Raw genomic sequence first — 25,232 nt, forward strand, 5'->3', positions numbered from 1 at the left:
CTGATGGCGACCACGACCGGCGCGGAGATCAGCCAGGGACTGGACGCGTTCCGTTCCCTCGTCGCGCAGCAGCAACCCACGTGGCCCGACGCCGCGGCCCTCGCGGACGTGTCCGCGCGGCTCGCGGCCTCCGCGCCGCTCGTGGTCCCCACCGAGGCCGACACCCTGCGCTCGCGGCTCGCCGCCGCGGGCCGGGGCGAGGCCTTCCTCCTGCAGGGCGGCGACTGCGCCGAGACGTTCGCGGACGCGAACGCCCTGCGCATCCGCAACAAGGTGCGCACCATCCTGCAGATGGCCGTGATCCTCACGCACGGCGCGAGCATGCCCGTCGTGAAGATGGGGCGGCTCGCAGGGCAGTACGCCAAGCCGCGCAGCTCGAACGACGAGACGCGCGACGGCGTGACGCTGCCCGCGTACCGGGGCGACATGGTCAACGGTCACGCGTTCACGCCCGAGGACCGGGTCCCGGACCCCGAGCGCCTGATGCAGGCGTACCGGATCTCGTCGGCCACCCTCAACGTGGTGCGCGCGTTCACGGGCGGCGGGTTCGCCGACCTGCGCCAGGTGCACGAGTGGAACCGCGGCTTCATGCGGAACCCGGCCTACGCGCGCTACGAGAGCACGGCGGCGGAGATCGACCGCGCGATCCGCTTCATGAAGGCCTGCGGCGTCGACTTCGACGCGCTGCGCACCGTGGAGTTCTTCGTGAGCCACGAGGCGCTCATCCTCGACTACGAGCGTTCGCTCACGCGCATCGACTCGCGCTCGGGCGACGCCTACGACACCTCGGGCCACTTCCTGTGGATCGGGGAGCGCACGCGCCAGCTCGACGGCGCGCACGTCGACTTCCTGTCGCGCGTGGCCAACCCGATCGGGGTCAAGCTCGGCCCGACCACGGCTCCCGACGACGCGCTGCGCCTCATCGACAAGCTCAACCCGGACGCCGTCCCCGGTCGGCTGACGTTCATCACGCGCATGGGGGCGGGCAAGATCCGTGACGCGCTGCCCGCGCTCGTGGAGGCCGTGCGGGAGTCCGGCGCACCCGTCACCTGGGTCACGGACCCCATGCACGGCAACACCATCACGTCCGACAGCGGCTACAAGACGCGCCGGCTCGAGGACGTCCTGGACGAGGTCCGGGGCTTCTTCGAGGTCCACCGCGCGCTGGGCACGGTGCCAGGGGGCCTGCACGTCGAGCTCACCGGTGACGACGTGACCGAGGTGCTGGGTGGCAGCGAGGAGATCGACGACGCGGGCCTGGCCCTGCGCTACGAGACCCTCGTGGACCCGCGCCTGAACCACCAGCAGTCGCTCGAGATGGCGTTCCAGGTCGCGGAGATGCTCCAGGCCCGCTGAGCCGTCGCCCGCCCGCGGGCCCGGCCCGACCCCACGCAGCCCGACGGCGGCGCCCCCGCTGGGGCGCCGCCGTCGGGCTGCGTCGTGGTGCCGTGCGCGAGGGGCTGTTGCGCGGGCCCTCAATCTCGCGAGACCGGTCAGAAGACGTTGATGACGATCGTCGACCCCTTGGGCGCGGTCTTGCCCGCGCCTCCCGCCGGGTCCTGCGCGTAGACGATGTTGAGCGGGCTGATGCCCTGGGGGTGCCGGATCTCGACCGCGAACCCGGCGTCCTTGAGCATCTTCTCGGCCTCGGTGACGTTGCGGCCGTAGGTGTTCGGGATCTCGACGAGCGGCGGGCCGAGCGAGACGACGAGCGCGACCTTGTCGCCCCGGTGCCCCTCCGTGCCGTTCTCCGGGGTCTGGCTGATGACGAGGCCCGCGGCGACCGTCTCGGAGTAGTCGTCGGTCGAGCTCGGGTCCAGCCCCAGGTCCGTGAGGGCCGTGAGCGCGGCGTCCTTCCCGAGGCCCACGACCTGCGGGATCGTCACCGGGGCGGGGCCCTGCGAGACCGTCAGCACGGGGACCGTCGAGTGCGGCACCGAGGTGCCCTCGGCCTCGGAGACGCTGACCACGGTCCCGGCAGGGACGGTGTCGCTGTAGGCCTCGACGGGGTCCCCGACCGTGAAGCCGGCGTCCTTCAGCGCCTCGGTGGCCTCCTCTGCGGGCTTGCCGACCAGCCCGGTGGGGATCTCGATCATCTTGACGCCGAGCGAGACCAGGAGGTGCACCTCGCCGTCCTTGCGGACCTTCTCTCCCGCACCAGGATCGGTCGAGATGACCGTCCCGGCGGCGAAGGTGTCGTCGTAGGCCTCGGTCACGTCGCTGCGCAGGTCGACCGCGGCGAGGGTCTGCTCGGCCCCGGCCTGTGGGGCACCGACCAGGCCGCCGGGCACGATGGTGTAGGCGCCCGGGCCGCTGAGGAACCACCAGGAGGCACCGGTGAGGGCACCTGCGAGCAGCACGACGATCGCGAGGCCCCACCACCAGGCGCGGCGGCGACGCCCCGCGCGACGGAGCACCTCGTCCTCCGGGCCGTCCTCGGAGCCGGGCGCGGCGACCGTGGCGCGGTCGAGCGCCAGGGTGTGCTGCGTGCCGGCGCGATCGGTGGGCTGGGTGGCGCCCTCGCCGCGGGTCGCCCACAGGCCCGGGAGTGCGGTCGTAGGGGTCGAGTCCGGGGCCGTCGGCGGGGCCGGTGTCCCGGTGGTGCCCGACGGCGTGTCACCGGGCCTGGCGAGCGCTCCCGCGAGGGCGGCGGTCGCGACCCCGAGCACGGCCGTGTCGGGCGAGCCGGTGCTGGGGGCGGGCTCCGCACCCGACGCCGCCGCGGTACGGGTCGGGTGCGACGAGCGCCCCTCGAGGGCGGCGGGGTCGAGAGCCTGCCGGGTCTGGCGGACCAGCGCGAGGGCCGCCGACGCGTCGACCGGCCGGTCCTCGGGCGACCGGGCGGCGAGCGCGCACACGAGGACGTCGACCTCGGCGGGGATCCAGGGCTCGACGTCGGACGGTGCCGGGACGTCGGAGTTGACGTGCTGGAAGGCGACCTGCAGGGGAGTCTCGCCCGTGAAGGGGTGGCGCCCGGTGAGCATCTCGTACGCGAGCACCCCCACGGAGTACACGTCGGTGCGCGCGTCGCAACGTCCCGACGTGATGAGCTCGGGTCCGAGGTATGCCACGGTGCCGAGGATGGTGCTCGTCGCGGTCGACGCGCCCTCGCTCACGGCGCGGGCGAGACCGAAGTCCGCGACCTTGACCCGCCCCGACTCGTCGAGGAGGACGTTCTCCGGCTTGACGTCACGATGGACCAGACCCTTGCGGTGGGCCGCGGCGAGCGCGTCCAGGATCTCCTCGAGCAGGTCGAGCGTCCGCCCCACGCTGAGCGAGCCCTCGTCCTGCAGGACGTGGCGGAGGTTCGTGCCGGGCACGTACTCCATGGTCAGGTAGCTGGTCTCGCCGTCGACCCCCTGGTCGAACACGGCGACCACCCCGGGGTGGGCCAGGCGCGCCGCGGCGCGTGCCTCGCGCCGGAAGCGCGCGACGAACTCGCCGCCGTCGGTGCCCTCCGCGAGGTGCGGGTGCATGACCTTGAGCGCGACCTCGCGGTCGAGGCGCCGGTCCACCGCGAGGTACACGGTCGCCATGCCGCCCCGGGCGATCCTGGACACGACGTGGTACCGCCCGTCGACCAGGCGGCCAACGAACGGATCAGACGTCACAGTTGCCACGTCGGAAGTCTAGGCGTCCCGGAGCGCGGAACCGGTGAGGTCGTGCCCGGACCGCGTGCGGGTCGTGCGGACGGATCGTGACGGTGCCCGGCGGGCGCGAGCTCGCGCGCCACGTACGCTTGACCCGTGACTTCCGTGACTGACCTCGAGCAGCTCGTGACCGAGTGGCTGACCCTTCCCGACCTCGCCGAGGTGCTCGGCACCGACATGACCCAGGCCCGCAAGATCGCCCAGGACAGGCGTGTGGTCGGCGTCAAGCGCGGCGAGCGCTCCTCGTTCCAGATCCCCGCGGCGTTCGTCGTCCCGGCGCACCTGGCCAACCCGGCCAATGCCAAGCCCGCCCCCGAGAACCCCGACGAGGGCCGCCAGGTGGTCCTCATGTCGCTCCAGGGCACGATCGCCCTGCTCACCGACTTCGGGTACTCGGACGTCGAGATCCTGGAGTGGCTCTTCTCGCCCGACGAGGCGCTCGGGTCCACGCCCATGGCCGCGCTGCGCGCCGGACGCAAGGCAGAGGTGCGGCGCGTCGCTCAGGCGCTGCTCTGACACCGTCTCCGCACTGACGGGCGCGGCCCCCCACCGGGGCGCCGTGCCGGTCAGGCCGAGCGCTGGACCGCGGCGCGCGCGAGCTCCGCGACCATCTCCGTGCCGGGTGAGGCCAGGCCCGCCGCGTCGAGCGCGGTGAAGGCCTCGTCCGTGAGGTCCGCGATGAGCTGCTCGACCGCGTCCACGGCCCCCGTCTCGACCAGCAGCCCCCGCAGGTTCTCGACCGCGTCCTGGTCCAGGTCGGGGTTCCCGAGGGAATCCAGGAGGAACGCGCTCTGCGTCGGGGTCGCGGTGCGCAGGGCCCGGGACACGAGGACCGTGCGCTTGCCCTCGCGCAGGTCGTCGCCCGCAGGCTTGCCCGTGACGGACGGGTCGCCGTAGACCCCCAGCACGTCGTCGCGGAGCTGGAACGCCTCGCCGAGCGGCAGACCGTACGACGGGACGGCAGCGAGGGCCTCCTCCGGGGCTCCGGCGAGCGCCGCACCGAGCGCGAGGGGGTGCTCGACGCTGTACCGGGCGGACTTCGAGCGGATCACGGCGCGCGCCCGGGCCTCGTCGGCGTCGAGGTCCGTGCCCCACGGCACGGCCTGGGCCAGCACGTCGAGGTACTGGCCGACGGTCACCTCGGTCTGCATGTCGTCGAACAGCGTGCGCGTGCGCAGCGCGACGTCCTCGGGAATGTCGACGAGCCCCCTGCGGATCTCGGCCTGGCTCGCGATGAGGCACAGGTCGCCGAGCAGGATCGCGCTCGACGAGCCGTACTGCACGTCGCTGCCCGACCAGCCGGCCGCGCGGTGGTGGCTCGCGAACGCGCGGTGTGCCGCCGGGCGGCCGCGGCGGGTGTCCGAGTTGTCCATGACGTCGTCGTGGAACAGGGCTGCGGCCTGGAACAGCTCGAGCGCCGCACCCGTACGCACGGCGGCTGTCCGCCGCCCGTCGTCGACGTGTCCGCCGTGGGCACGCCAGGACCAGTAGCAGAACGCGGCACGCAGGCGCTTGCCTCCCGTGAGGAGGGCGGCGGTCGCCTCGGCCAGCGGCGCGGCGTCCTCGCTGATGGCGGCGAGACGGACCCGTTGGTCCTCGAGGAAGGCGCCGAGCGCGGCGTCCACGTCGGGGCGGAGGTTCTCACGGTCGACCGGCAGGGACGGAGCGGGCGCGGTGGCGTCGGCAGGCATGAGGGCAGCCTAGGTCACGCGGGCGGGAGGACCTGGCCGCTGATCGTGACCAGGCGGGCGTCGGTCGTGTCGAGGACCCCGACGGACAGCGTCTCGGTCGCCCCGTCGGGCGTCGCCCGGTTGAAGGCCGCCTGGCCGCTGAGACCGCCGGGGACGCTCCCGGGCAGGGCTGCGAACCCCGCGGCCGTCATCGACGTGGTGTAGAAGTCCAGGACCTCCTGGACGGTCCCGGGGGAGGAGAGGTTCAGCGTCACCTGGCGAAGCGGGACGCCCTCGACGTCGGTCGCCGAGCTCGCCAGGACGTCTGCGTCCGGCGGGACGGGGACGACGTCGGCAGGGAAGCCGGCGACGAGGGACCCGGCGACCGAGGAGTCGTCGAACGTCGGCATCGACGCCTCGGGACCGGGAACCCCGTCGACAGGGAGGGCTCCGTCGTCCGAGGAGGGAGCTTCGGCCCCGGGGCCGGGTTCCGGCCGGTCGGCGGGGGTCGTGCAGCCCGCCAGCGCACCGGCCAGGAGGCAGACCGAGACGACGAGGACCGGTGCCGGACGGCGGCGACCGGACGGTGTCCCGGGGAAAGCCTCGGGGAAAGGTGAAGAGCGACGCACCCCCACACCGTAGTCAGTGCGCGGCACGGAGCCCGACCACAGTCCATCCCGCCGTCCACAGGACCGCCGTCCCGTCCCCGCACGCGCTGCGACGGCGCTGGGATGGGCCGCATGACAACGACGATCCGGGCCCGCGGGCCACGAGAGCTCCTCGCGTACATCCCCTTCCGCCTCGGCTACCGCCCGCAGGACAGCGGCGTCCTGGTCAGCCTGCGCACGTCCCGCGGCCGGGTCGGGCTCGTCGCACGCGTGGACCTCGACGACCTGGCCGACCTCGAGCACGGACCCCAGGTGGCGCGCACACTCGTGTCGCACCTCTCCTCGGACGGCGCCGCCCGCGCGGTCCTCGTGCTCTACGCCGACGTCGACCTGCGCGCAGGCGGGGCGCCCGCCGCTCGCGAGCGTGCCGCCGTCGAGCACTGGACCGAGGCCGCCGAGGGCCATCTCGGCGAGCCCGAGGTCTGGGTCGTCTCTGCGACGGGCTACCACGGCGCCGACTGCCAGGACGAGACGTGCTGCCCTCCCGGAGGGCGCCCGCTCGCGGACCTCGAGGCGACCGAGGTGGGCGCGCACATGGTCCTCGCCGGGGCCACCGTCGCGCCGAGCCGGGCGCAGGCCACGTCGATACCGGTGCTCGACGCCGTGCTCCGCCGCAAGGCCTCCCGGGCCGCGAACCGTTGGCGGGCCCGGCGGGACGCCGCGCAGGCCACGCACGACCACGAAGGGCTCACGGCGTGGCGACAGGAAGGTCTCGCCGCCTGGCGTGCCGCGACCGGGGTGGTCGAGCAGGCGCACCGCAGCATCGAGGAGGGTGCTCGGGCCCCGCTCCCCGCCGCCGTGCCGGCCACCGTCCTCGGACGCCTCGAGGTCGCGCTCGAGAGCGTCCCCGTGCGGGACGCGGTGCTGCTCTCGTTCGTCGCCGGCAACGACGAGCTCGCCGCGCTCACCGCCACGGCGGTCGCGGACGAACAGGTCGGGACGGGGACCGCGGCGGCGCTCGCGGCCGTCGTGGACCCCGACTCGGGGCTGCCGCCCGACCCCCTTCGGGCGCGGTGCGCCCGTGAGGTCCTCGAGGCGGTCGCAGGGGCCGGGCGGCGCGGGGCGCAGGCGCCCGCCCTGACGCTCCTGTCGCTCCTCGCGTGGTGGGACGGCGACGGCGTGCTCGCGACCGACAGGCTCGCGGCGGCGCTCGACGCGGACCCGTCCTACCAGCTGGCGCTCCTTCTCGAGCGGGCGCTCGACGCGGGGCTCGCGCCGGGATGGGCTCGGCAGCAGGGTCGCGCGGGGCGGGCGACGTGAGGATCAGGGGCGGTTCCGGTACCGTCGCACGTGCCGGGGTGGTCCCGGATCGCGGCCCGAGCGCCACCCGCTCCACGCGCGCCAGCAGGCATGCCCAGGCATGACGGAGGAATCCCATGACAGTCGTTGTCGGTTACCTGTCCACCCCCGAGGGGCGCGAGGCGCTCGCGACCGCGGTCGGCGAGGCGATCGCCCGTCGGAGCGAGCTCCTGGTGGTCGTGAGCGACAAGGGCGGGCACACGACTCCCGAGCAGGCCGGCGAGCGGAGCGAGGACATCGCCCGGATCATCGCCCCTCTCGACGCCGCGGGCCTGGAGCACCGGGTCGTCGCGGGCACGGGCGAGGTCGCAGAGGATCTCGTCGGCACGGCCGAGACGAACCAGGCCGAGCTCATCGTGATCGGCCTGCGGCGGCGCAGCCCCGTCGGCAAGCTCATCCTCGGCTCCAACGCGCAGCGCATCCTGCTCGACGCCCCCTGCCCCGTCCTCGCGGTCAAGCCAGACCGGTCCTGACACGAAGGGCCGGCGAGGAGCGGCCGACCTGACCGTGGACGCACCACAGAGGCATGGCGTGGACAGGAGAACCGCCGAGCGCTGACCGAGAAGCGGGAGCGGTCCGGCCGCGACCCGGCCGGGCGGTGTGTCCCGGTCTGTCCCGGTGTGCGTCGACGGCGGCGTGGTGAGGGCCGCGTGGTGTGACGCGACCCCCAGCGGAGGGAATCTTCGGCGCGGACGAGGCGTTGACCAGGGGACGACATCCAGCGGAGTGGACGTGTGCAGGCCCGTCGGCGGCGACTCACCCGTGTCGGAACTTCTTCCCCGGCGACCGTTGACGGATCGGCCGGTACAATATAGGTGTCCGCTCATGATCCGAGAGTCCTCCGATCTCCCGGGCACGCCCCTCCAGTGATTGCCGAAAGGTCGGTTTGTGGCGCCCTCTTCACAGAACCCCGCTCTCCCGCACGAGTTCGAACACCCCGCCCTGCAGGAGCTCCTGCGCAAGGGGAGTGAGAACGGTCGGGTCGACGCCGAGAGCTTCCGCAACGCCTGCGAGAGCGCGACGATCGGCGACCCCAAGCGACTGAAGGCCGTGCTCCGTGCACTGGCCGGTGCCGGTGTCGAGGTCGAGATCCCCGTCGCGACGAAGGTCGCCGCGGCCACCTCGTCGCGTTCCACGACGACGTCGCGAGCCGTGAAGCCCGCGACCAAGAAGGCGACGACCCCGCGAGCGAGCGCCGTCACGACGACGCGCACCGCGGCGGCCACCGAGACGGTCGACGCCCCCGAGGCGGCTTCCGCCGAGGACGCCGCACCTGCCGCCAAGGCTCCCGCGACCCGCAAGCGCGCCGCGACCGCCAAGACCGCTGCTCCCAAGGCCGCCGCCACGCGCAAGAAGCGCGGCGCCAAGGACGACGAGGACACCGACGAGGTCGTGGTCGAGGACCTGGTCGAGTCCGACGAGGAGACCGAGACCGCAGCCCCCGCGGCCAAGCCGGGCGAGGAGCCCGACGAGTCGCGCGGCTTCGTGTACTCCGACGCGGACGACGACGACGCCCCGGCCCAGCAGGTCGTGACCGCGGGCGCCACCGCGGACCCGGTCAAGGACTACCTCAAGCAGATCGGCAAGGTCGCGCTGCTGAACGCCGAGCAGGAGGTCGAGCTCGCCAAGCGCATCGAGGCCGGCCTGTTCGCCGAGGAGCGTCTGGGGTCGGGCGACACGTTCGAGCCCAAGCTGCGTCGTGAGCTCGAGTGGATCTCCTCGGACGGGCGCCGGGCGAAGAACCACCTGCTCGAGGCCAACCTGCGTCTGGTCGTCTCGCTCGCCAAGCGCTACACGGGTCGCGGCATGCTGTTCCTGGACCTGATCCAGGAGGGCAACCTCGGTCTGATCCGTGCGGTCGAGAAGTTCGACTACACCAAGGGCTACAAGTTCTCGACGTACGCGACGTGGTGGATCCGTCAGGCCATCACGCGTGCCATGGCCGACCAGGCCCGCACCATCCGTATCCCGGTGCACATGGTCGAGGTCATCAACAAGCTGGCCCGCGTGCAGCGCCAGATGCTCCAGGACCTGGGCCGCGAGCCCACCCCGGAGGAGCTCGCCAAGGAGCTCGACATGACCCCGGAGAAGGTCGTCGAGGTCCAGAAGTACGGCCGCGAGCCCATCTCGCTGCACACGCCGCTCGGTGAGGACGGTGACAGCGAGTTCGGTGACCTCATCGAGGACTCCGAAGCCGTCGTCCCCGCGGACGCCGTGAGCTTCACGCTGCTCCAGGAGCAGCTGCACCAGGTCCTCGACACGCTCTCCGAGCGTGAGGCCGGCGTGGTCTCGATGCGCTTCGGCCTGAGCGACGGGCAGCCCAAGACGCTCGACGAGATCGGCAAGGTCTACGGCGTGACGCGTGAGCGCATCCGTCAGATCGAGTCCAAGACCATGTCGAAGCTGCGTCACCCGAGCCGCTCGCAGGTCCTGCGCGACTACCTGGACTGACCGGTCCGCTCTGCCACGGCCAGAGGCCCGCACCCCGACGGGGTGCGGGCCTCTGTCGTCTCCCTGAAGTCGGCGCTCGATGGCGACGTGGGTCGCGGGCTGCGCGGCGTCGTCGGGCAGGGGAGCGGTGGCGATGCGACGCGAGGGGGTCGCGGTGTCGGGTGTGCGGCGTCGCCCGCCCGACGGGCGGCGCACCGGTTCCGTGATGCGTCTCGCCGCGGAGAGGCGGGGACGAAAGAACCCCGGCCGGTGACGAGCACCGGTCGGGGTTCAGGAGTGCGGCGCGCTACGAGTGCGCGCCGGGTCTTGTCAGCGGGCGCCGTGCTCTGCGAGCAGGCGGTCGGTCTCGTCCTGGACGTGCGTGGCGATGTCTGCGAAAGCAGCGGCGTGCGCGCGTGCGTGGTGGGCGCAGAAGAGCAGCTCCCCACTGGGCATGGTCACGCGCACGTAGGCCTGAGCGCCGCAGCGGTCGCAACGGTCGGCCACGGTCAGCGATGGAGTCGTCGTAGCAGTCACGTGACCATGTAATCACCTCGGGGCGCATTCCTCGTACCGAAAAGGCCCGGGTTCGCTACCCGCGTAGCCGCGCGGTTCCGGGAATACGTCGGGATCGTGTGGAGGTCCGGCCCGGTGCGGCCAGGCTGACCGATCCTGTGGGTGGCAGCGTCTAGGCTTTCCCTTCGTGACGACCACTTCTGAGTCCAGCTACACCGCGCGGCACCTCTCCGTCCTCGAAGGCCTGGAGGCCGTCCGCAAGCGACCCGGCATGTACATCGGGTCGACCGACTCGCGCGGACTCATGCACTGCCTGTGGGAGATCATCGACAACTCGGTCGACGAGGCTCTCGCGGGCAACTGCGACGCGATCGAGGTCGTGCTGCACGCCGACACCTCCGTGACCGTCAAGGACAACGGGCGAGGCATCCCCGTGGACATCGAGCCCAAGACGGGGCTCAGCGGTGTCGAGGTCGTCTTCACCAAGCTGCACGCGGGCGGCAAGTTCGGCGGCGGCTCGTACACGGCATCGGGCGGCCTGCACGGCGTGGGTGCGTCGGTCGTCAACGCCCTGTCCTCACGCCTGGACGTCGAGGTGGACCGCGGCTCCAAGACCTACCGCATGACGTTCCACCGGGGCGAGCCCGGCGTCTTCGCCGACCCCAAGACCGGGCCGGACCCCGACGCGGCGTTCACGCCGTTCGTCGAGCGCTCCGAGCTGGCCGTGGTCGGCAAGGCACCCCGTGGAAAGACCGGCACACGCGTGCGCTACTGGGCCGACCGCCAGGTCTTCCCCAAGACCGCCGTGTTCTCCTACGACGAGCTCGTGACGCGCGCGCGCCAGACGACGTTCCTCGTGCCCGGGCTCAAGATCACGCTGCGCGACGAGCGCGGCCTGGCCGGCACCCCGGGCGCCGACGGACCGGTCGAGGAGAGCTTCCAGCACTCGGGCGGCACGGTCGACTTCGTCGACTTCCTCGCCCCCGACCCGGCCGTCACCGCGACGTGGCACCTGACGGGCTCGGGGACGTTCAAGGAGACCGTGCCCGTCCTCGACGACCGCGGGCACCTGACCCCGCAGGAAGTCACGCGTGACTGCGAGGTCGACGTCGCGCTGCGCTGGGGCACCGGCTACGACACCGAGCTGCGGACGTTCGTCAACATCATCTCGACGCCCAAGGGCGGCTCGCACCTCGCGGGCTTCGAGGCGGGGCTGCTCAAGATCCTGCGCAAGGGCGTCGAGACCAACGCCCGCCGCCTCAAGGTCTCCACCAAGGACGCGTCGGAGCGCATCGAGAAGGACGACGTCCTCGCGGGCCTCACGGCAGTGCTGACGGTGCGCCTGGCCGAGCCGCAGTTCGAGGGCCAGACCAAGGAGGTCCTCGGCACGGCCCCCGTGCGTGCGATCGTGGCCCGCGTCATCGAGCAGCAGCTCGGCGCCATGCTGACCTCGACCAAGCGCGACGAGAAGACGCAGGCCTCCCTGCTCCTCGACAAGGTCGTCGCCGAGATGCGCGCGCGCATCACCGCGCGCAAGCAGAAGGAGATCTCGCGCCGCAAGAACGCGCTCGAGACCTCGTCGCTACCGTCCAAGCTCGCGGACTGCCGCAGCGACGACGTCGAGCGCAGCGAGCTCTTCATCGTCGAGGGCGACTCGGCGCTCGGCACCGCGAAGCTCGCGCGCAGCTCCGACTTCCAGGCCCTCCTGCCCATCCGCGGGAAGATCCTCAACGTCCAGAAGGCCTCGGTCACGGACATGCTCCGCAACGCCGAGTGCGCCGCGATCATCCAGGTCATCGGCGCGGGCTCGGGGCGCTCGTTCGACCTCGAGGGCGCGCGCTACGGCAAGGTCGTGCTCATGACGGACGCCGACGTCGACGGTGCGCACATCCGCACGCTCCTGCTCACGCTCTTCTTCCGGTACATGCGCCCCCTCGTGGACGCGGGCCGGGTCTACGCGGCAGTGCCGCCCCTGCACCGCGTCGAGGTCATCGGCGCGGGCTCGCGCAAGAACGAGTACATCTACACGTACTCCGAGGGCGAGCTGCGCGACGTCCTCAAGAAGCTCGACAAGTCGGGCAAACGCTACAAGGAGGACATCCAGCGCTACAAGGGTCTGGGGGAGATGGACGCCGACCAGCTCGCGGAGACCACCATGGACCCGCGCCACCGCACGCTGCGCCGCGTCACCGCAGAGCACGCCGAGGCCGCCGAGCGCGTGTTCGAGCTCCTCATGGGCTCGGACGTCGCGCCGCGCAAGGACTTCATCATCGCTGGGGCGGCGGGCCTGGACCGGGCGCGGATCGACGCGTGACGTCCCGTCTGCTGGGCACCGGCCGCCCGGTCACCGGCTCGTTCGTAGACTTCACGGTGTGAACCCCCAGACTCTCCGTGCCACCCCGGCACGCTCGCTGACCGCCCTCACGTCGCTCCTGCTCGCCGTCGGCCTCCTGGCCGGTTGCGGTGCGGCCGACGACGCACCGGCGGACGACACCTCGGCGTCCTCGTCGGTCGCCGCTGACGACGACGCGTCCGACGCCTCCGACGACTCGACCGACGGCGCTGACGACGCTGCTGACGACTCCGAGCTCTCCTACGAGGGCGTCGCCGGGAAGACGGCGCTCGAGCTGCTGCTCGCTGCCGACCCGAGCGCGACCGTCCAGGGCGAGGGCGACATGGCGTTCGTGACGGGCATCGGCGGCGTCGCCGCGGACCCGGCCGGCGAGTTCTGGGCGCTGTACGTCAACGGTGAGATGGCCCAGGTCGGTGCCGGGTCGCTCGTGACGGAGACGGGAGACGAGATCACGTGGAAGCTCGAGAAGTTCACCTCCTGACGCGTTGGTGGCGCCCCGCGATCGCGGTCGCGGTCGTGGCGCTCGCCGTGGTGTTCCGCCTCGTGCGCGAGGAGATCGGCGCCCCGCCGAACCTCGAGCTCGTGACGTCCGCCGCGTTCGCGGCCGCGGTGCTCGTGCGGCACCGCCTGGCGTTCCTGGCCCCGCTGCTCGTCGCCGTCGTGTCCGACCTGGTGCTCGGCAACACGTCGATCGCGCTGTTCACGTGGAGCGCGTGGCTCGTCATCGGGCTCGCGGCGCTCCTGACCCGCAACACCTCCGGGTGGGGCCGCGTCGGCGCAGCGGCCGGGCTGGGCGTAGGCGGGTCGCTGTGGTTCTTCCTCTGGACCAACTTCGGTGTCTGGTTCCAGGGGCGCGGCGTCTGGTTCCCGGCAGGCGTCGACGGGCTCGTGGCGAGCTACGTCGCCGGCCTGCCGTTCCTGCGGACCATGCTGGTCGGGAACCTCGTGCTCCTGCCGGTCGTGGCTGCGGGGACGCTGCTCGTCGAGCGGCTCGAGCGCTCGCGGGGACTCGTGGCCGTCCCGCAGGCGGCATGAGCCCCTGCCTCTGCTCACGTTCGCCGAGGTAGACTCGTGTGTGCGAGGTAGGTCTCCGGGAGGTCTACCTCGCACACACGGGTCTACCTCGGCGTCAGGGGTTCAGACGCTTGCGCAGGAGGCAGAACTCGTTCCCCTCGGGGTCGGCGAGGACGTGCCACGACTCGTCACCCGTCTGCCCGACGTCCGCGCGACGTGCGCCCAGGGCCAGCAGGCGTTCGAGCTCGGCGTCCTGGTCCCGGTCGACCGCGTTGATGTCGATGTGCAGGGGGAGCTTGGCCGTCTTCGGGTCGTTGCTGGGGCTCAGGATGATGGTCGGCTGGAGGCCGCCGAACCCGACGTCGGCCGGGCCGATCTCGATCGCCCCCTCCTCCCGTCCGAGCTCGACGTAGCCGAGGACTCCGCTCCAGAACCGCGCGAGCAGCTCGGGGTCGGCGCAGTCGAGGACGAGCTCACTGATGCGGGATGCCATGCCCCGCAGTCTACGAAGGTGACGGCGGTCACGTCAGGCGAATTCCGGGGTGCGCCCTCCCCGGCCGTGCCTGCCGCCGACGGTGACGTGCTCCGGCGGCGAGGGTGACGTCGTCGGGCAACGAAGGACCACGAGCCCAGGTGGTCACCCGAGCTCTTCAGCCAGCGCGACGACGATCCCTTCCGGCCCGCGGAGGTAGCAGAGCCGGTAGGCGTCCTCGTACCGCACGATCTCGCCGACGAGCGTGGCCCCGTGCCCACGCAGCCGTTCGACCGTGTCGTCGATGTCGTCGACCGCGAACATCACGCGGTGCAGGCCCAGGGTGTTCGACGGTGCACTGCCCAGGCCGACGTCCACGGCCGCAGGGGAGTGGTACGTGCTGAGCTCGAGCCGGCCAGGACCGTCGGGCACGCGCATCATCGCGATCTCCGACCGCATCCCGTCGAGCCCGACGACGTGCCCCGCCCAGGCGCCCTCGATCGGTGCCCTGCTTTCGAGCTCCATCCCGAGCTCGACGAAGAACGCCACTGCCGCGTCGAGGTCGTCGACGACGATGCCGACGTTGTCGAGTCGCTGGATCGCCATGTCTGGTCCCGTCTCAGGTGTTCTCGGCCTGGCGGTCGACACCGCGGTCTGCGGCCGCCATGTCGCCCGTCGAGGGCGTGCCGTCGGCTAGACCGTAACGCAGCAGCACGGTGCCCGCAGGGCTGGCGACGGGCGGTTCGAGGAGGGTGAGGTTGGTGGGCACGGCGCCGCCGTCGAACACCGACTTCCCGACGCCGAGGACGATGGGGTGCACCCACAGGTCGAGGCGGTCGAAGAGCTTCTCGCGCAGGAGCGTCTGCACCAGACCCAGGCTGCCGACGACCTTGACGTGCTCGTGCCGGTCGCGGATCTCGCGAACTGCGGCCACGAGGTCGTGGCCGAGCTGCGTCGACCCGGACCAGGAGAGATCCGGCTTGCCCCGCGAGGCGACGTACTTGGGGATGCGGTTGAAGAGGGCGGCGAAGTCGTCGTCCTGACCGCCCTCCTGGTGGGGCCAGTAGGCGGCGAAGATGTCGTACGTGCGGCGGCCGAGCAGCAAAGCGTCGGTGCCCTCGTAGGCGGCGGCGACCTGCTCCCCGGCGACGTCGTCCAGCAGGGGAGCCTGCCAACCGCCGAACGGGAACCCGATCGGGTCCTCGTCGGGGCCGCCGGGCGCCTGCCCGACGAGGTCCAGGGTCGTGAACAGCTCGATCTCGATCGATCCCATGATGTGCTCCGGTTGGTCGGTGGCAGGGTCATGGGGGTAGACCGGGGGGCGGGGGAGAAGTCATCGGGGCGAGGCCCTCGACACCAGGTGCCGCGTACGGCACCGCCCCCGCCTCGCGCAGGAGCTCTGTGGTGGTCGTCGTCCTCGGTGGAGGCTCCTGGGGTCCTACGAGGGTCCGCAGACCTTTGTGAACAACATCTCGGCCGACGAGGAGCGCCGGTGCGCAGGCGCCCTCGAGCTCTGGGGCGAGGTCAGGGAGGGCACGGTGGTGCCGACGGGCGTCGGTGCGATCTACGGACAGGTGAGCGTCGAACCGGTGCGCGTCTCGACGTCCGACTCCTGGATGGTCGGGACCGACGTCGACGGAGCCGTCGACGCGGTCGCGGATTCGTACTTCGCCTAGAACGGAGAGGTCATCAGCTTGCGCGAAGCGGCCACCCTCGACGGTGTCCCGGCGAACATCACCCGGGTCGAAGGGATCAGTAGCACGACGCAGACGAAGGTGTTCATCTCTGCGTTCACGCCCGCACCGTTCGCGCCGGGCACGGAGACGGTCCAGTTCTTCGTGATCGGAATCGTCACCCCGTATGACAACGGCGCCGAGCTCATCGCTCAGGTCATCGAGACGTGGCAGTGGCACTGAGCGGCAGATCGCCTGCCACGCCAGCGTTCGCCCCTACGCACCTGTGCCGTTGGCACATGCTGAAGTACTTCGCCTCCAGTTCTAACCCCACGCATTTCCTGTATTGCAACGAGAACTGGGTCAGGTGTAGCCAGTGGTGTGGTCAACGACCATGTTCGCCCGCGCGTGGGCCGTGTGCGTACCCTCGGGTCTGCGGCTCGTCGGGCCTGCTGCTCGCGGTAGGCACGGAGTGCCTCGGGTCTGATGCGCCATGGGCCGCGATCGCCACCGAGTCGGTACGCTTTGAGGTCGCCCGATGCGATGAGCTTCCGGACCGTCTCCGGCAATGCGCCTCGGACGCGTTTCCCTATGGACAGTTGAGACAATGGGTTCATGAGCGACGTCAGTAGTCGGGAAGACCTCTACGGGATCGCGTGGGACTTCCTGGCACGATCGCGATGGCTTGATCGCGATGTTCACGACCACGGGGGCGGGAGCGATCCCTCTGGCTGTCTTCGGTGAGCGTGCGGCGGTGGAGCAGGGAGTTGATTCGCTGAGGTGCATGCACCCTCGAGGAGAGTCAGTAGATCTGCGGTCCCAGGATCGGTTGAGCGGCAACTACTCCGACTGTTTCGAGTGCAGTCGGCGTGGACTGTTCACCTACGACTGGCACCTGCACCATGGTCCCTATGTACGCGTCTCGGCACCGACCGTACCGTTGGGCATCACGGACGCGAACCCAGTGATCGCCGTGGCAGCCGCACTGCACCGTGTGCCGTTTCCGTTTGCCGACGTCGTGGAGATCCGGATCGACGAACCTGGTCGCTAGGAACAGCCCCGCCCTCCTACGGGGCGAGTTCTAGCGATCGTCGCAACACGGTGTGTGTGTAGCGCAGTATCCCATCACGATCGTAGGGGTAGGCATCGAAGGTCATGTGACCGACGCTCAGCTCTACGATCGGCGCATGGACGGACTCTCGATTGCGCTGCAGAGGCTCGATGCGGCCCGCACGAAGGACGAGCTTGTGGGTGCCTTGTGGGACCTGCGTGACTCGGCCTACGACACACCTGAGGTATGGAGCGCCTTCGCCGCAGAGGCGTTCTTCCAGAGGTTGGCTGGCGAACTTGAGGACGCGCCTGCCGATGACGGTGGCCAGATCTCGGTACCCGTCTTCGCTCGAGCGGTGAAAGTGGCGGTGGCTAAACCTGGCTATGGCATTGATGCCTAGCCTGATGTGAGGGGGCATCACATCGGCGATGTGATGAGTTCGCGGAGACGCTGGGCTGGTGTCTGCCAGCCCAGCGTCTTGCGGGGCCGGGTGTTGAGTTCGGCGGCGACGGCGATGAGGTCGGCGGATGTGAATCGGCGAAGGTCGGTGCCCTTGGGGAAGTACTGACGCAGGAGCCCGTTCGTGTTCTCATTCGTGCCCCGCTGCCAGGGACTAGCAGGGTCGCAGAAGTAGACGGGCATGCCCGAAGCGGTAGTGAAGAGCTGGTGCGTGGCCATCTCGTTTCCCTGGTCCCAGGTCAACGATCGACGCAAAATCGGCGGCAGTGCTTGGACGGCGCCAGCGAGCTCACGGTGAAACAGGTCCGTTCGGCGTGTGCCGGGCAGATGGACGAGCATGGTGAACCGGGATGCGCGCTCGACCAACGTGCCGATCGCAGAGGCGTTCTTCGCGCCGATGATGAGGTCCCCCTCCCAATGTCCAGGGATCGTCCTGTCCTCGGCCTCGTGGGGTCGGTCGCGAATCATGAGCATCGTCCCGGTGAACCGGGGACGGCGTGAGGTCGCCTGTCGCTGCGGGCGGCGGTAGGTCCTCCGGCGCCGCAGGGCCAGGGCTGCGGTCCTGGTGAGGTCGGTGTCTGTGCCGTGGTAGATCGCCTGGTAGATCGTCTCGTGGCAGACCCTCATCTCCGGGCGGTGCGAGAAGCGCCGAGCCAGTGTCTTGCTGATCTGCTCAGGGCTCCACCACACGCCCAGATGCGACCGGACGAAGTGGCGCAGCTCAGGGTTCGTCTCAAGCTTTCGGGGCTTGGGGCGCGGGCGCCGTGCCTCGGCTCGACGCTGAGCAGCGTAGGGCCGGTAGACATAGGACGAGCCTCGCAGGGGTGACCGGTTGCGCCGGACCTCTCGACTGATCGTCGAGGGGCTCCGCCCGAGTTCCGCTGCGATTACACGGATCGAGGCCATCTCCCGGATGCGGTCTGCGATGTGCACGCGCTCGATCTCGGACAAATGGCGAGAGGCCCCAGGTGGCTCCTGTTCACGACGCACAGGAGCCACCGGGGGCCTCTTGCGCCCGTCCGGACGACCGTTGCGCCACTCCCTGCCCGTTCGAGGGTTGATACCTACTCGCTCGCACGCCTCAGCGTTGGCGTAACCAAGGTCCATGAGGCGGAAGTATTCCGCCCTCTCCAACCTCAGCCTCCGCCCAGCACTCTGCCGCTCCTGACGAATCTCGAAGCCCATCGCATGCCCATCGCTCGGGTGTTGCGACGACCGCTAGAACTCGCCCGGGAGGGCGGGGCTTAGTCGTGCTCGGGTCAGGTGCTCTCGGGTCGAGAGACCCGTCAGCGCTGGAGGTAGCGCTGTGTGGCGATCGCGAAGCCGTCGGCGCTCACGCCTGCGACGGGGATCCCGGCGGCTTGGTAGGCGGCGTAGTCCGGGCCGAGGACTGAGCTGCCAACACCGCCGATGACGAGCATCACGGCGCCGGTGGAGTTGTCACGGATGAGCAGCATTTCGTCCTCCTGGACGTCGGGCACCGGGTCGGGTGCGGGGGGTGGTGGGGAGGTGAGTTGGGTGATGACGCCGGCGTGGGTCCAGCCGTAGCCGAACGCGCTGTGGACTCGGACGCCGAGCCTCTCGTTCGCGGCTTCGACGATGCGACCGTCGCCGAGCGAGACGGCGATGTGCGCCCGGCGGTCGCCGTAGACGCCGTAGTAGAGCAGTGCGCCGCGGGTGGCGATGCCCTGCTTCACTGAGATGGGCTGGGTGAAGTTGATGATTTTGTCCGAGGGCCGCGGGGAGGTAATTCCGAGCTGCCCTAGCGACCAGTAGATGAGGCCTGAGCAGTCGAAGGTGTTCGGACCGGCGGCCCCGAAGACGTACCGCTTTCCGACCTGCGCGAGGCACAGTGTGACGAACTGGTCTGTTGTGGCAGCGGCAGCCGGGGCGGCGGTGGCCACCCCCATTGCGGCTGCCAGTGCTAACACCCCGGCGCCTTGCAGGGCTGCACGTCGGGTGAGGCCAGGCGGGTCTTTCGAGCCATCGGACGGTCCAAGGGGCACCATTGCCACATTCCTCCTAGTTCGCGCCATAGCGGATGAGAAGAGGATTTCATTCATTCTGCGCAACGCAACCCGAATCGGAGATTTCACCCGGTGACGCGAAAGGGCCCCGCCTCCCCTGCCCACGCCGCATCACGCTCGGCAACCACCCGCTCGACCTCGACCATGAGGCTGGACTCCGTCGCCAGGCCGATCACCGCATCGGCCAGTAGTCGGTCTACCTCGTCGGCCGGGCGCTTGTTCTCGAACGTCGGCTGGGTGCAGCCCTGAATGCAGCCACAGGTGTGGGCACGCAGGACTTTGTCTGGCGCGCCACACCGGCATCGAAGTCCGCTCGCCGGGACGCATGGGCCGATGCGCACGATCAGGACTCACGAGGCCTGTGGACACGGAGTGCGCCCTGACCTGGGCGTATGTTCCGCGGCCAAGACTAGACCGAGAAGTACTTCGCCTCCCCGTGGTGGAACACGAACGCGTCGGTCGACTGCTCCGGGTGCAGCTGCAGCTCGTCAGAGAGCACCACGCCCACCCGCTCCGGCCGAAGCAGTTCCACGACCTTGCGCCGGTCCTCCATGTCGGGGCACGCGGGGTAGCCGAGGGAGAACCGCGCCCCGCGGTAGTCGAGGTCGAACATCCCCTGGACGTCAGCAGGGTCTTCGTCCGAGAACCCGAGCTCGGACCGGACGCGGGAGTGCCACATCTCGGCGAGCGCTTCGGTGAGCTGCACGGACAGCCCGTGGAGCTCCATGTACTCGCGGTACTTGTTCGCGGCGAAGAGCTTGGCGGTGTGCACGTCGACCGTGTCGCCCACGGTCACGAGCTGGACGGGCAGGACGTCGTAGCGCCCGGTCTCCTCGACCCACGAGCGGGGCTTGACGAAGTCCGCGAGGCACAGGTGGCGGTCGCGGCGTTGCCGGGGGAACGTGAAGCGCAGCCGCTCCTCGCCCACGGGACCGCCCGAGCCGCCGTCGGGCGCTCCGATGCCCGCGAGCCCGGGGCCGTGGTGCGCCACGACCACGTCGTCGCCCTCCGACCACACGGGGAAGTACCCGTAGATCACGGACGGGTCGACGATGCCGTCCGTGCGGATCTGCTCGAGCCACGCGTTGAGGCGCGGGCGCCCTTCGGTCTGGACGAGCTCCTCGTATGAGGCTCCGGCTGCGCCGTCCGCATCGGAGGACCGCCCCGGCTTGAGCCCCCACTGCCCCATGAAGGTGGCGCGCTCGTCGAGGAACGCGGCGTAGTCGGCGAGCTGGATGCCCTTGACGATGCGCGTGCCCCAGAAGGGCGGGGCGGGCACGGGGTTGTCCGCGGCGACGTCGGAGCGTGCGGGCAGGTCCTCCAGGGGCGTCTGCGTCACGGTCACGGTCGCGTGGCGGCGCTTCTTGAGGGGAGGCAGCCCGACGGCGTCGCGCGCCTCTCCCCGCGCCACGCGGACGAGCGGTTCCATGAGTCGCAGGCCTTCGAACGCGTCGCGGGCGTAGCGGACCTCGCCCGGGAAGATGCCGGCGAGGTCGTCCTCGACGTAGGTGCGGGTCAGGGCCGCGCCGCCGAGCAGGACCGGCCAGCGGGAGGCGAGCCCGCGCGTGGCGAGCTCCTCGAGGTTCTCGCGCATGACGACGGTCGACTTCACGAGGAGCCCCGACATGCCGATCACGTCGGCGTCGTGCTCCTCGGCCGCGTCGATCATGGCGCCGATCGACTGCTTGATGCCGATGTTGACGACCGTGTACCCGTTGTTGGTGAGGATGATGTCGACGAGGTTCTTGCCGATGTCGTGGACGTCGCCGCGCACGGTCGCCAGGACGATGGTGCCCTTGCCCGCCTCGTCGGTCTTCTCCATGTGCGGTTCGAGCAGCGCGACCGCGGTCTTCATGACCTCGGCGGACTGCAGCACGAACGGGAGCTGCATCTCGCCCTTGCCGAACAGCTCGCCGACGACCTTCATGCCCTCCAGGAGGTGGTCGTTGACGATGTCGAGCGCCTTGATGCCGGAGGCGAGCGCCTCGTCGACGTCGGCCTCGAGGCCCTTGCGCTCGCCGTCGACGATGCGTCGCTCGAGGCGCGGGCCCACGGGCAGCGCTGCCATCTCGGCGGCGCGCGCGTCCTTGAGCGCCGCGGAGTCGACGCCGGAGAAGAGGTCGAGCAGGTGGGCCAGGGGGTCGTGCGTGAGGTTGCCCTCGGCGTCGTACTCGCGCTTGTCCCACACGAGGTCGAGCGCGGCCTGGCGCTGGTCGTCGGGGATCGAGGCGAGCGGCAGGATCTTCGCGGCGTGCACGATCGCGGAGTCGAGCCCGGCCTGCGTGGCCTCGTGCAGGAACACCGAGTTGAGCACGGTGCGCGCGGCCGGGTTGAGGCCGAACGACACGTTGGAGACGCCGAGCGTGGTGTGCACGCCCGGGTAGCGCGCGACCAGCTCGCGGATCGCCTCGATGGTCTCGATCGCGTCGCGCCGCGTCTCCTCCTGGCCCGTCGCGATGGGGAACGTGAGGGTGTCGACGACGATGTCGTCGAGGCGCACGCCCCACTCGCCCACGAGCGTGTCGATGAGGCGCGAGGCGATCGCGACCTTGGTCTCGGCCGTGCGCGCCTGCCCCTCCTCGTCGATCGTGAGCGCGATGACGGCGGCACCGTGCTCCGTGACGAGCGGCATGATGCGTGCGAAGCGCGAGGTGGGCCCGTCGCCGTCCTCGAAGTTGACCGAGTTCACGACGGCGCGCCCGCCCACGAGCTCGAGGCCTGCCTGGATGACGGCCGGCTCGGTCGAGTCGATCACGAGGGGGAGCGTGGACGCGCTCGCGAGACGCGAGACGACCTCGCGGGCGTCCGCGACGCCGTCGCGCCCCACGTAGTCGATGCAGACGTCGAGCAGGTGGGCGCCGTCGCGCGTCTGCGCCCGCGCGATCTGGACGCACTCCTCCCAGTTCTCGGCGAGCATCGCGTCGCGGAACGCCTTGGAGCCGTTGGCGTTGGTGCGCTCGCCGATCGCGAGGAACGCCGAGTCCTGGTGGAAGTCGACGTGCGAGTACAGGCTCGCGACGCCGTTCTCACGCTCGGGGCTGCGTGGCGCGACGGGCCGTGCGCGCACGGCCTCGACGACCTGGCGCAGGTGCTCGGGCGTCGTGCCGCAGCAGCCGCCCACGAGGCCCAGGCCGAACTCGGTGACGAACTGGGTGTGCGCCGCCGCGAGCTCGCTCGGCGTGAGGGGGTACGAGGCCCCGTTGGCGCCCAGCACCGGTAGCCCGGCGTTGGGCATGCACGTCACGGGGATCTCGGCGTGCTTGGCCAGGTGGCGCAGGTGCTCGCTCATCTCGGCCGGGCCCGTCGCGCAGTTCAGCCCGATCGCGTCGACGCCCAACGACTGCAGCGTCGTGAGGGCCGCACCGATCTCGGAGCCCATGAGCATGGTGCCCGTGGTCTCGACCGTGACCTGCACGATGACCGGCACCGAGCGCCCGACGTCGCGCATCGCGGCGCGCGAGCCGTTGACCGCGGCCTTGGCCTGGAGCAGGTCCTGACTCGTCTCGACGAGGATCGCGTCGACGCCGCCGTCGAGCAGTCCTGCGGCCTGCTCGGCGAACGTGTCGCGCAGGTTGGCGTACGTCGTGTGCCCCAGGCTGGGGAGCTTGGTGCCGGGTCCCATGGAGCCCAGGACCCACCGCGGCTGCTCGGGGGTCGACCAGGCGTCGGCCCGCTCCCGGGCGATGCGCGCGCCGGCCGCGGCCAGCTCGCGGATACGGTCCTCGATGTCGTAGTCCGACAGGTTGGACCAGTTGGCGCCGAACGTGTTGGTCTCGACGCAGTCGACGCCGACCGCGAGGTACGCGTCGTGCACGGCCGCGATGATGTCGGGCCGCGAGACGTTGAGGATCTCGTTGCAGCCCTCGAGCTGCTGGTAGTCGTCCAGGCTCGGGTCCTGCTCCTGGATCATGGTGCCCATCGCGCCGTCGGCCACGACGACGCGGGTGCGCAGGGCCTCGGCGAAGGCGGCGGAACGGGCGTCGGCGGCGTCGTGGGACATGGGGGGAACTGTAACGCCGGGGGAGCGTGCGCGGCCGGGGCGTCCGGAAAAACAGGGTGCCGCGTCCGGCGCCCGACCCTAGCGTGGTGCCCATGAGCCCAGCACCCTCCGTCCGTCAGACCCTCGCCCCGATCGCCGAGCGCGTCGCCGCGCCCGACGTCGTGCCCGTCCCGCACGTCGAGGGGCTGACCTGGCGGCCCCTGGTGGTCGAGGACACGCCGGCGCTCTTCGGCCTGATCGCGGCCGTCGAGGAGCACGACAAGCACCCGTACCGCACCTCGCTCGAGGAGACCGAGGAGATCTTCGAGGGCGACTGGCGCGACCTGCCCCGCGACACCCTGGTCGGGATCGACGCCGACGGCGAGCCGCGCGCGTACGCGTCGGTCGACACACGGCCCGGGGACACGACGGTCGTGCGCGCGTTCGTCCAGGGTGCCGTGCACCCGCAGTGGCGGGGGCGGGGCGTCGGCCGCCAGGTCATCGCCTGGTCCACGGGGCGCGCCCGCCAGCTCCTCGCGGCCTCGGGCAAGGAGCTGCCCGCCCGCATCGCGGGCTATGCCCAGGACGACGACGAGCTCGAGTGCCGCCTGTTCGAGGCCGCGGGGTTCACCGCGAACCGCTTCTACTCGAACCTGCGGCGCGACCTGTCGCTCCCGGTGCCCGAGGTCACCCTCGGCGAGGGGCTGCGCGTCGTGCCGTGGTCGCCCGAGCTCGACGAGGCCACGCGCCTCGCGCACAACGACGCGTTCCGCGACCACTGGGGCAGCGAGCCCGCGACGCCGGAGTCCTGGGTGCACGGGCGCAGCATGTTCGCTCCCGAGTGGAGCGTCCTGGTCGTGGACGACTCGCCCGCACCCTCGGACGGCTCGCCCGTCGAGGGCAGCCTGCCCGACGGCGTCGCTCCCGCCGGGAGCACGGGCGGGGGGCCGGTCGTGGCCGGGTACCTGCTGTCGGGGCGCTACGAGCAGGACTGGCCCGTCCAGGGCTACTCGAGCGGGTACACCGAGACCCTGGGCGTGCGCCGCGCCTACCGCGGGCGCAAGATCGCCGTCGCCCTGCTCAGCGCGGGCATGGCCGCCTACCGGGCGAGCGGCATCGACTTCGCCGAGCTCGACGTCGACACCGAGAACCCGTCCGGCGCCCACGGTCTCTATGCGAGCCTCGGCTACGAGAAGACCGACGGCTCACGGATGTACTCGATCGAGCTCTGAGGCTCTACCGTGTTCCCAGCTCAGCGCGGCAACGGTGCCGCGCTGCTGGGACACCCGTGACGCGGGTGCCCTCGCCTCGAAAGGGAACACCGTGGTTGCCTCGATCTCGCGCGTCTCGCACGCCCCCGTCCCGTCCACCTTCCTGCGGCGGCGCCCAGCGGCGCTCGCGGCCGGGGCGTTCCTGCTGCTCTCGGCGGTGCACCTCGGGGCGCACCTGGCCGGGGCCGAGCAGCTCGCCGAGGTCACGCAGTGGTTCGTCATGCCGCTGCTCGCGCTGGTCGTGTGGGCGGCGACGTCCGGCGCCCGACGGTCGCGCCTCGTGCGCTGGACGCTCGTCGCGCTGGGCTTCTCGTGGCTCGGCGACAGCGCGCCCGACCTGTCGAGCGGTGACGTCTCCTTCCTGACCATGGTCGGGTTCTTCCTGCTCGCCCAGCTCGCGTACGCGGCCGCGTTCTGGCCGCGACGCGGGGAGAGCCTGCTGCGCCGTCCGCTCCTGCTCGTGCCCTACGGGGTCGCGCTCGGGGCCCTGGTCGCGGTGTGCGCCCCGCACGCGGGCGCTCTGCTCGTCCCGGTCATGGTCTACGGCGTGTGCCTGACGGTCATGGCGGTGCTGTCGACCGGGGTGAACCGGGTCGCGGGCGTCGGCGGCGCGATCTTCCTCGTCTCGGACGCGCTCATCGCGCTCGGGGCGTTCGTGCCCGGCTTCGAGGTCCCGGGTCCGCTGTCGTCCGGTTTCTGG

The 25,232-nt window shown here is 71.1% G+C and carries 23 protein-coding genes and 1 pseudogene; 13 read left to right on the forward strand and 11 right to left on the reverse strand.

Features of this window, described 5'->3' with window-relative positions:
• The first annotated feature begins 3 nt into the window (after positions 1–3).
• The gene (locus WFH32_RS18295; protein WP_191795175.1) at positions 4–1,356 is read left to right on the forward strand and encodes a class II 3-deoxy-7-phosphoheptulonate synthase; all 1,353 of its coding nucleotides are present in this window, start codon (positions 4–6) and stop codon (positions 1,354–1,356) included.
• 137 nt (positions 1,357–1,493) lie between these two features.
• Here the strand turns inward: WFH32_RS18295 and pknB are convergent, their stop codons facing one another.
• Entirely contained in the window at positions 1,494–3,620 is a 2,127-nt protein-coding gene (pknB, locus tag WFH32_RS18300; protein ID WP_336708721.1) for a Stk1 family PASTA domain-containing Ser/Thr kinase, read from the reverse strand.
• 126 nt (positions 3,621–3,746) lie between these two features.
• On the opposite strand from pknB, the gene WFH32_RS18305 reads away from it, so the two are divergent.
• Positions 3,747–4,166 carry an Rv2175c family DNA-binding protein gene (locus WFH32_RS18305; protein WP_318243979.1) on the forward strand — a complete coding sequence of 140 codons (420 nt, stop codon included), beginning with the start codon at positions 3,747–3,749 and terminating at the stop codon, positions 4,164–4,166.
• 50 nt (positions 4,167–4,216) lie between these two features.
• On the opposite strand, the gene WFH32_RS18310 is transcribed toward WFH32_RS18305, so the two are convergent.
• Entirely contained in the window at positions 4,217–5,341 is a 1,125-nt protein-coding gene (locus tag WFH32_RS18310; protein ID WP_336708724.1) for a polyprenyl synthetase family protein, read from the reverse strand.
• A gap of 14 nt (positions 5,342–5,355) precedes the next feature.
• Complete coding sequence (locus WFH32_RS18315; RefSeq protein ID WP_336708726.1) at positions 5,356–5,730, reverse strand: hypothetical protein; 375 nt, start codon at positions 5,728–5,730, stop codon at positions 5,356–5,358.
• A 330-nt stretch (positions 5,731–6,060) separates the two neighbouring features.
• Here WFH32_RS18315 and WFH32_RS18320 point away from each other — a divergent pair, with 330 nt between their 5' ends.
• From WFH32_RS18320 to WFH32_RS18330, 3 genes are all read left to right on the forward strand, one after another.
• A complete protein-coding gene (locus WFH32_RS18320; RefSeq protein ID WP_336708728.1) occupies positions 6,061–7,248 on the forward strand; it encodes a DUF4192 domain-containing protein in 1,188 nt (395 codons plus the stop codon).
• 116 nt (positions 7,249–7,364) lie between these two features.
• Positions 7,365–7,760 (forward strand): universal stress protein, encoded by a 396-nt coding sequence (locus tag WFH32_RS18325; protein ID WP_191795184.1) that lies wholly within the window; start codon positions 7,365–7,367, stop codon positions 7,758–7,760.
• A gap of 415 nt (positions 7,761–8,175) precedes the next feature.
• Positions 8,176–9,738, forward strand: coding sequence for an RNA polymerase sigma factor (locus WFH32_RS18330; protein WP_191795186.1), 1,563 nt, complete (start codon positions 8,176–8,178; stop codon positions 9,736–9,738).
• Between the two features lie 309 nt (positions 9,739–10,047).
• Here the strand turns inward: WFH32_RS18330 and WFH32_RS18335 are convergent, their stop codons facing one another.
• Positions 10,048–10,254: a DUF7455 domain-containing protein gene (locus tag WFH32_RS18335; RefSeq protein WP_030152534.1), complete on the reverse strand. Its 207-nt coding sequence runs from the start codon at positions 10,252–10,254 to the stop codon at positions 10,048–10,050.
• Positions 10,255–10,420: 166 nt separating this feature from the next.
• Here WFH32_RS18335 and WFH32_RS18340 point away from each other — a divergent pair, with 166 nt between their 5' ends.
• Genes WFH32_RS18340 through WFH32_RS18350 form a run of 3 tightly spaced genes read left to right on the forward strand, consistent with a single transcriptional unit; the run spans position 10,421 to position 13,621 of the window.
• Entirely contained in the window at positions 10,421–12,547 is a 2,127-nt protein-coding gene (locus WFH32_RS18340; RefSeq protein ID WP_191795188.1) for a DNA gyrase/topoisomerase IV subunit B, read from the forward strand.
• Between the two features lie 58 nt (positions 12,548–12,605).
• Positions 12,606–13,067, forward strand: coding sequence for a DUF4430 domain-containing protein (locus tag WFH32_RS18345; protein ID WP_191795189.1), 462 nt, complete (start codon positions 12,606–12,608; stop codon positions 13,065–13,067).
• Positions 13,040–13,621 (forward strand): DUF6580 family putative transport protein, encoded by a 582-nt coding sequence (locus WFH32_RS18350; protein ID WP_336708730.1) that lies wholly within the window; start codon positions 13,040–13,042, stop codon positions 13,619–13,621. Before WFH32_RS18345 ends, WFH32_RS18350 begins: the two co-directional genes overlap by 28 nt.
• 94 nt (positions 13,622–13,715) lie before the next feature.
• Here the strand turns inward: WFH32_RS18350 and WFH32_RS18355 are convergent, their stop codons facing one another.
• The 3 genes from WFH32_RS18355 to WFH32_RS18365 all read right to left on the reverse strand — a co-directional run bounded on the left by WFH32_RS18355 (position 13,716) and on the right by WFH32_RS18365 (position 15,345).
• Positions 13,716–14,093, reverse strand: coding sequence for a VOC family protein (locus WFH32_RS18355; protein ID WP_336708731.1), 378 nt, complete (start codon positions 14,091–14,093; stop codon positions 13,716–13,718).
• A 144-nt stretch (positions 14,094–14,237) separates the two neighbouring features.
• Complete coding sequence (locus WFH32_RS18360; RefSeq protein WP_336708733.1) at positions 14,238–14,678, reverse strand: VOC family protein; 441 nt, start codon at positions 14,676–14,678, stop codon at positions 14,238–14,240.
• 13 nt (positions 14,679–14,691) lie between these two features.
• Positions 14,692–15,345, reverse strand: coding sequence for a dihydrofolate reductase family protein (locus WFH32_RS18365; RefSeq protein ID WP_191795193.1), 654 nt, complete (start codon positions 15,343–15,345; stop codon positions 14,692–14,694).
• 187 nt (positions 15,346–15,532) lie between these two features.
• On the opposite strand from WFH32_RS18365, the gene WFH32_RS18370 reads away from it, so the two are divergent.
• Both WFH32_RS18370 and WFH32_RS18375 read left to right on the forward strand, forming a co-directional pair.
• Positions 15,533–15,748: a hypothetical protein gene (locus tag WFH32_RS18370; protein WP_336708734.1), complete on the forward strand. Its 216-nt coding sequence runs from the start codon at positions 15,533–15,535 to the stop codon at positions 15,746–15,748.
• An 18-nt stretch (positions 15,749–15,766) separates the two neighbouring features.
• The gene (locus tag WFH32_RS18375) at positions 15,767–15,988 is read left to right on the forward strand and encodes a hypothetical protein (RefSeq protein ID WP_336708735.1); all 222 of its coding nucleotides are present in this window, start codon (positions 15,767–15,769) and stop codon (positions 15,986–15,988) included.
• Here WFH32_RS18375 and WFH32_RS19315 read toward each other — a convergent pair.
• Complete coding sequence (locus WFH32_RS19315) at positions 15,958–16,362, reverse strand: helix-turn-helix domain-containing protein (RefSeq protein ID WP_442946361.1); 405 nt, start codon at positions 16,360–16,362, stop codon at positions 15,958–15,960. The two genes, WFH32_RS18375 and WFH32_RS19315, sit on opposite strands and share 31 nt — an antisense overlap.
• Positions 16,363–16,932: 570 nt before the next feature.
• Between WFH32_RS19315 and WFH32_RS18380 the strand changes: the two genes are divergently transcribed.
• Positions 16,933–17,196, forward strand: coding sequence for a hypothetical protein (locus WFH32_RS18380; protein ID WP_336708736.1), 264 nt, complete (start codon positions 16,933–16,935; stop codon positions 17,194–17,196).
• Positions 17,197–17,213: 17 nt separating this feature from the next.
• On the opposite strand, the gene WFH32_RS18385 is transcribed toward WFH32_RS18380, so the two are convergent.
• From WFH32_RS18385 to metH, 3 genes are all read right to left on the reverse strand, one after another.
• Entirely contained in the window at positions 17,214–18,362 is a 1,149-nt protein-coding gene (locus tag WFH32_RS18385) for an IS30 family transposase (RefSeq protein ID WP_442946362.1), read from the reverse strand.
• Positions 18,363–18,541: 179 nt separating this feature from the next.
• Positions 18,542–19,186, reverse strand: coding sequence for a C40 family peptidase (locus WFH32_RS18390; protein ID WP_336708738.1), 645 nt, complete (start codon positions 19,184–19,186; stop codon positions 18,542–18,544).
• Between the two features lie 505 nt (positions 19,187–19,691).
• Positions 19,692–23,282 carry a methionine synthase gene (metH, locus tag WFH32_RS18395; RefSeq protein ID WP_336708740.1) on the reverse strand — a complete coding sequence of 1,197 codons (3,591 nt, stop codon included), beginning with the start codon at positions 23,280–23,282 and terminating at the stop codon, positions 19,692–19,694.
• Positions 23,283–23,374: 92 nt separating this feature from the next.
• On the opposite strand from metH, the gene WFH32_RS18400 reads away from it, so the two are divergent.
• Together WFH32_RS18400 and WFH32_RS18405 are read left to right on the forward strand one after the other, a co-directional pair.
• Complete coding sequence (locus tag WFH32_RS18400) at positions 23,375–24,493, forward strand: GNAT family N-acetyltransferase (RefSeq protein WP_336708741.1); 1,119 nt, start codon at positions 23,375–23,377, stop codon at positions 24,491–24,493.
• A gap of 259 nt (positions 24,494–24,752) precedes the next feature.
• Positions 24,753–25,217 (forward strand): annotated as a pseudogene (locus tag WFH32_RS18405) (lysoplasmalogenase family protein); the annotation flags it as partial.
• Positions 25,218–25,232: the final 15 nt, after the last annotated feature.

This window comes from Oerskovia sp. USHLN155, assembly GCF_037145535.1.
Lineage (GTDB): Bacteria > Actinomycetota > Actinomycetes > Actinomycetales > Cellulomonadaceae > Oerskovia > Oerskovia rustica.

Coding starts and splice junctions, on each gene's coding strand:
- WFH32_RS18295 (WP_191795175.1), top strand. CDS start 4: ATGGCGACCACGACCGGCGCGGAGATCAGCCAGGGACTGGACGCGTTC.
- WFH32_RS18310 (WP_336708724.1), bottom strand. CDS start 5,341: ATGCCTGCCGACGCCACCGCGCCCGCTCCGTCCCTGCCGGTCGACCGT.
- WFH32_RS18315 (WP_336708726.1), bottom strand. CDS start 5,730: ATGCCGACGTTCGACGACTCCTCGGTCGCCGGGTCCCTCGTCGCCGGC.
- WFH32_RS18320 (WP_336708728.1), top strand. CDS start 6,061: ATGACAACGACGATCCGGGCCCGCGGGCCACGAGAGCTCCTCGCGTAC.
- WFH32_RS18325 (WP_191795184.1), top strand. CDS start 7,365: ATGACAGTCGTTGTCGGTTACCTGTCCACCCCCGAGGGGCGCGAGGCG.
- WFH32_RS18355 (WP_336708731.1), bottom strand. CDS start 14,093: ATGGCATCCCGCATCAGTGAGCTCGTCCTCGACTGCGCCGACCCCGAG.
- WFH32_RS18360 (WP_336708733.1), bottom strand. CDS start 14,678: ATGGCGATCCAGCGACTCGACAACGTCGGCATCGTCGTCGACGACCTC.
- WFH32_RS18365 (WP_191795193.1), bottom strand. CDS start 15,345: ATGGGATCGATCGAGATCGAGCTGTTCACGACCCTGGACCTCGTCGGG.
- WFH32_RS19315 (WP_442946361.1), bottom strand. CDS start 16,362: ATGAACCCATTGTCTCAACTGTCCATAGGGAAACGCGTCCGAGGCGCA.
- WFH32_RS18380 (WP_336708736.1), top strand. CDS start 16,933: ATGGACGGACTCTCGATTGCGCTGCAGAGGCTCGATGCGGCCCGCACG.
- WFH32_RS18385 (WP_442946362.1), bottom strand. CDS start 18,362: ATGGACCTTGGTTACGCCAACGCTGAGGCGTGCGAGCGAGTAGGTATC.
- metH (WP_336708740.1), bottom strand. CDS start 23,282: ATGTCCCACGACGCCGCCGACGCCCGTTCCGCCGCCTTCGCCGAGGCC.
- WFH32_RS18400 (WP_336708741.1), top strand. CDS start 23,375: ATGAGCCCAGCACCCTCCGTCCGTCAGACCCTCGCCCCGATCGCCGAG.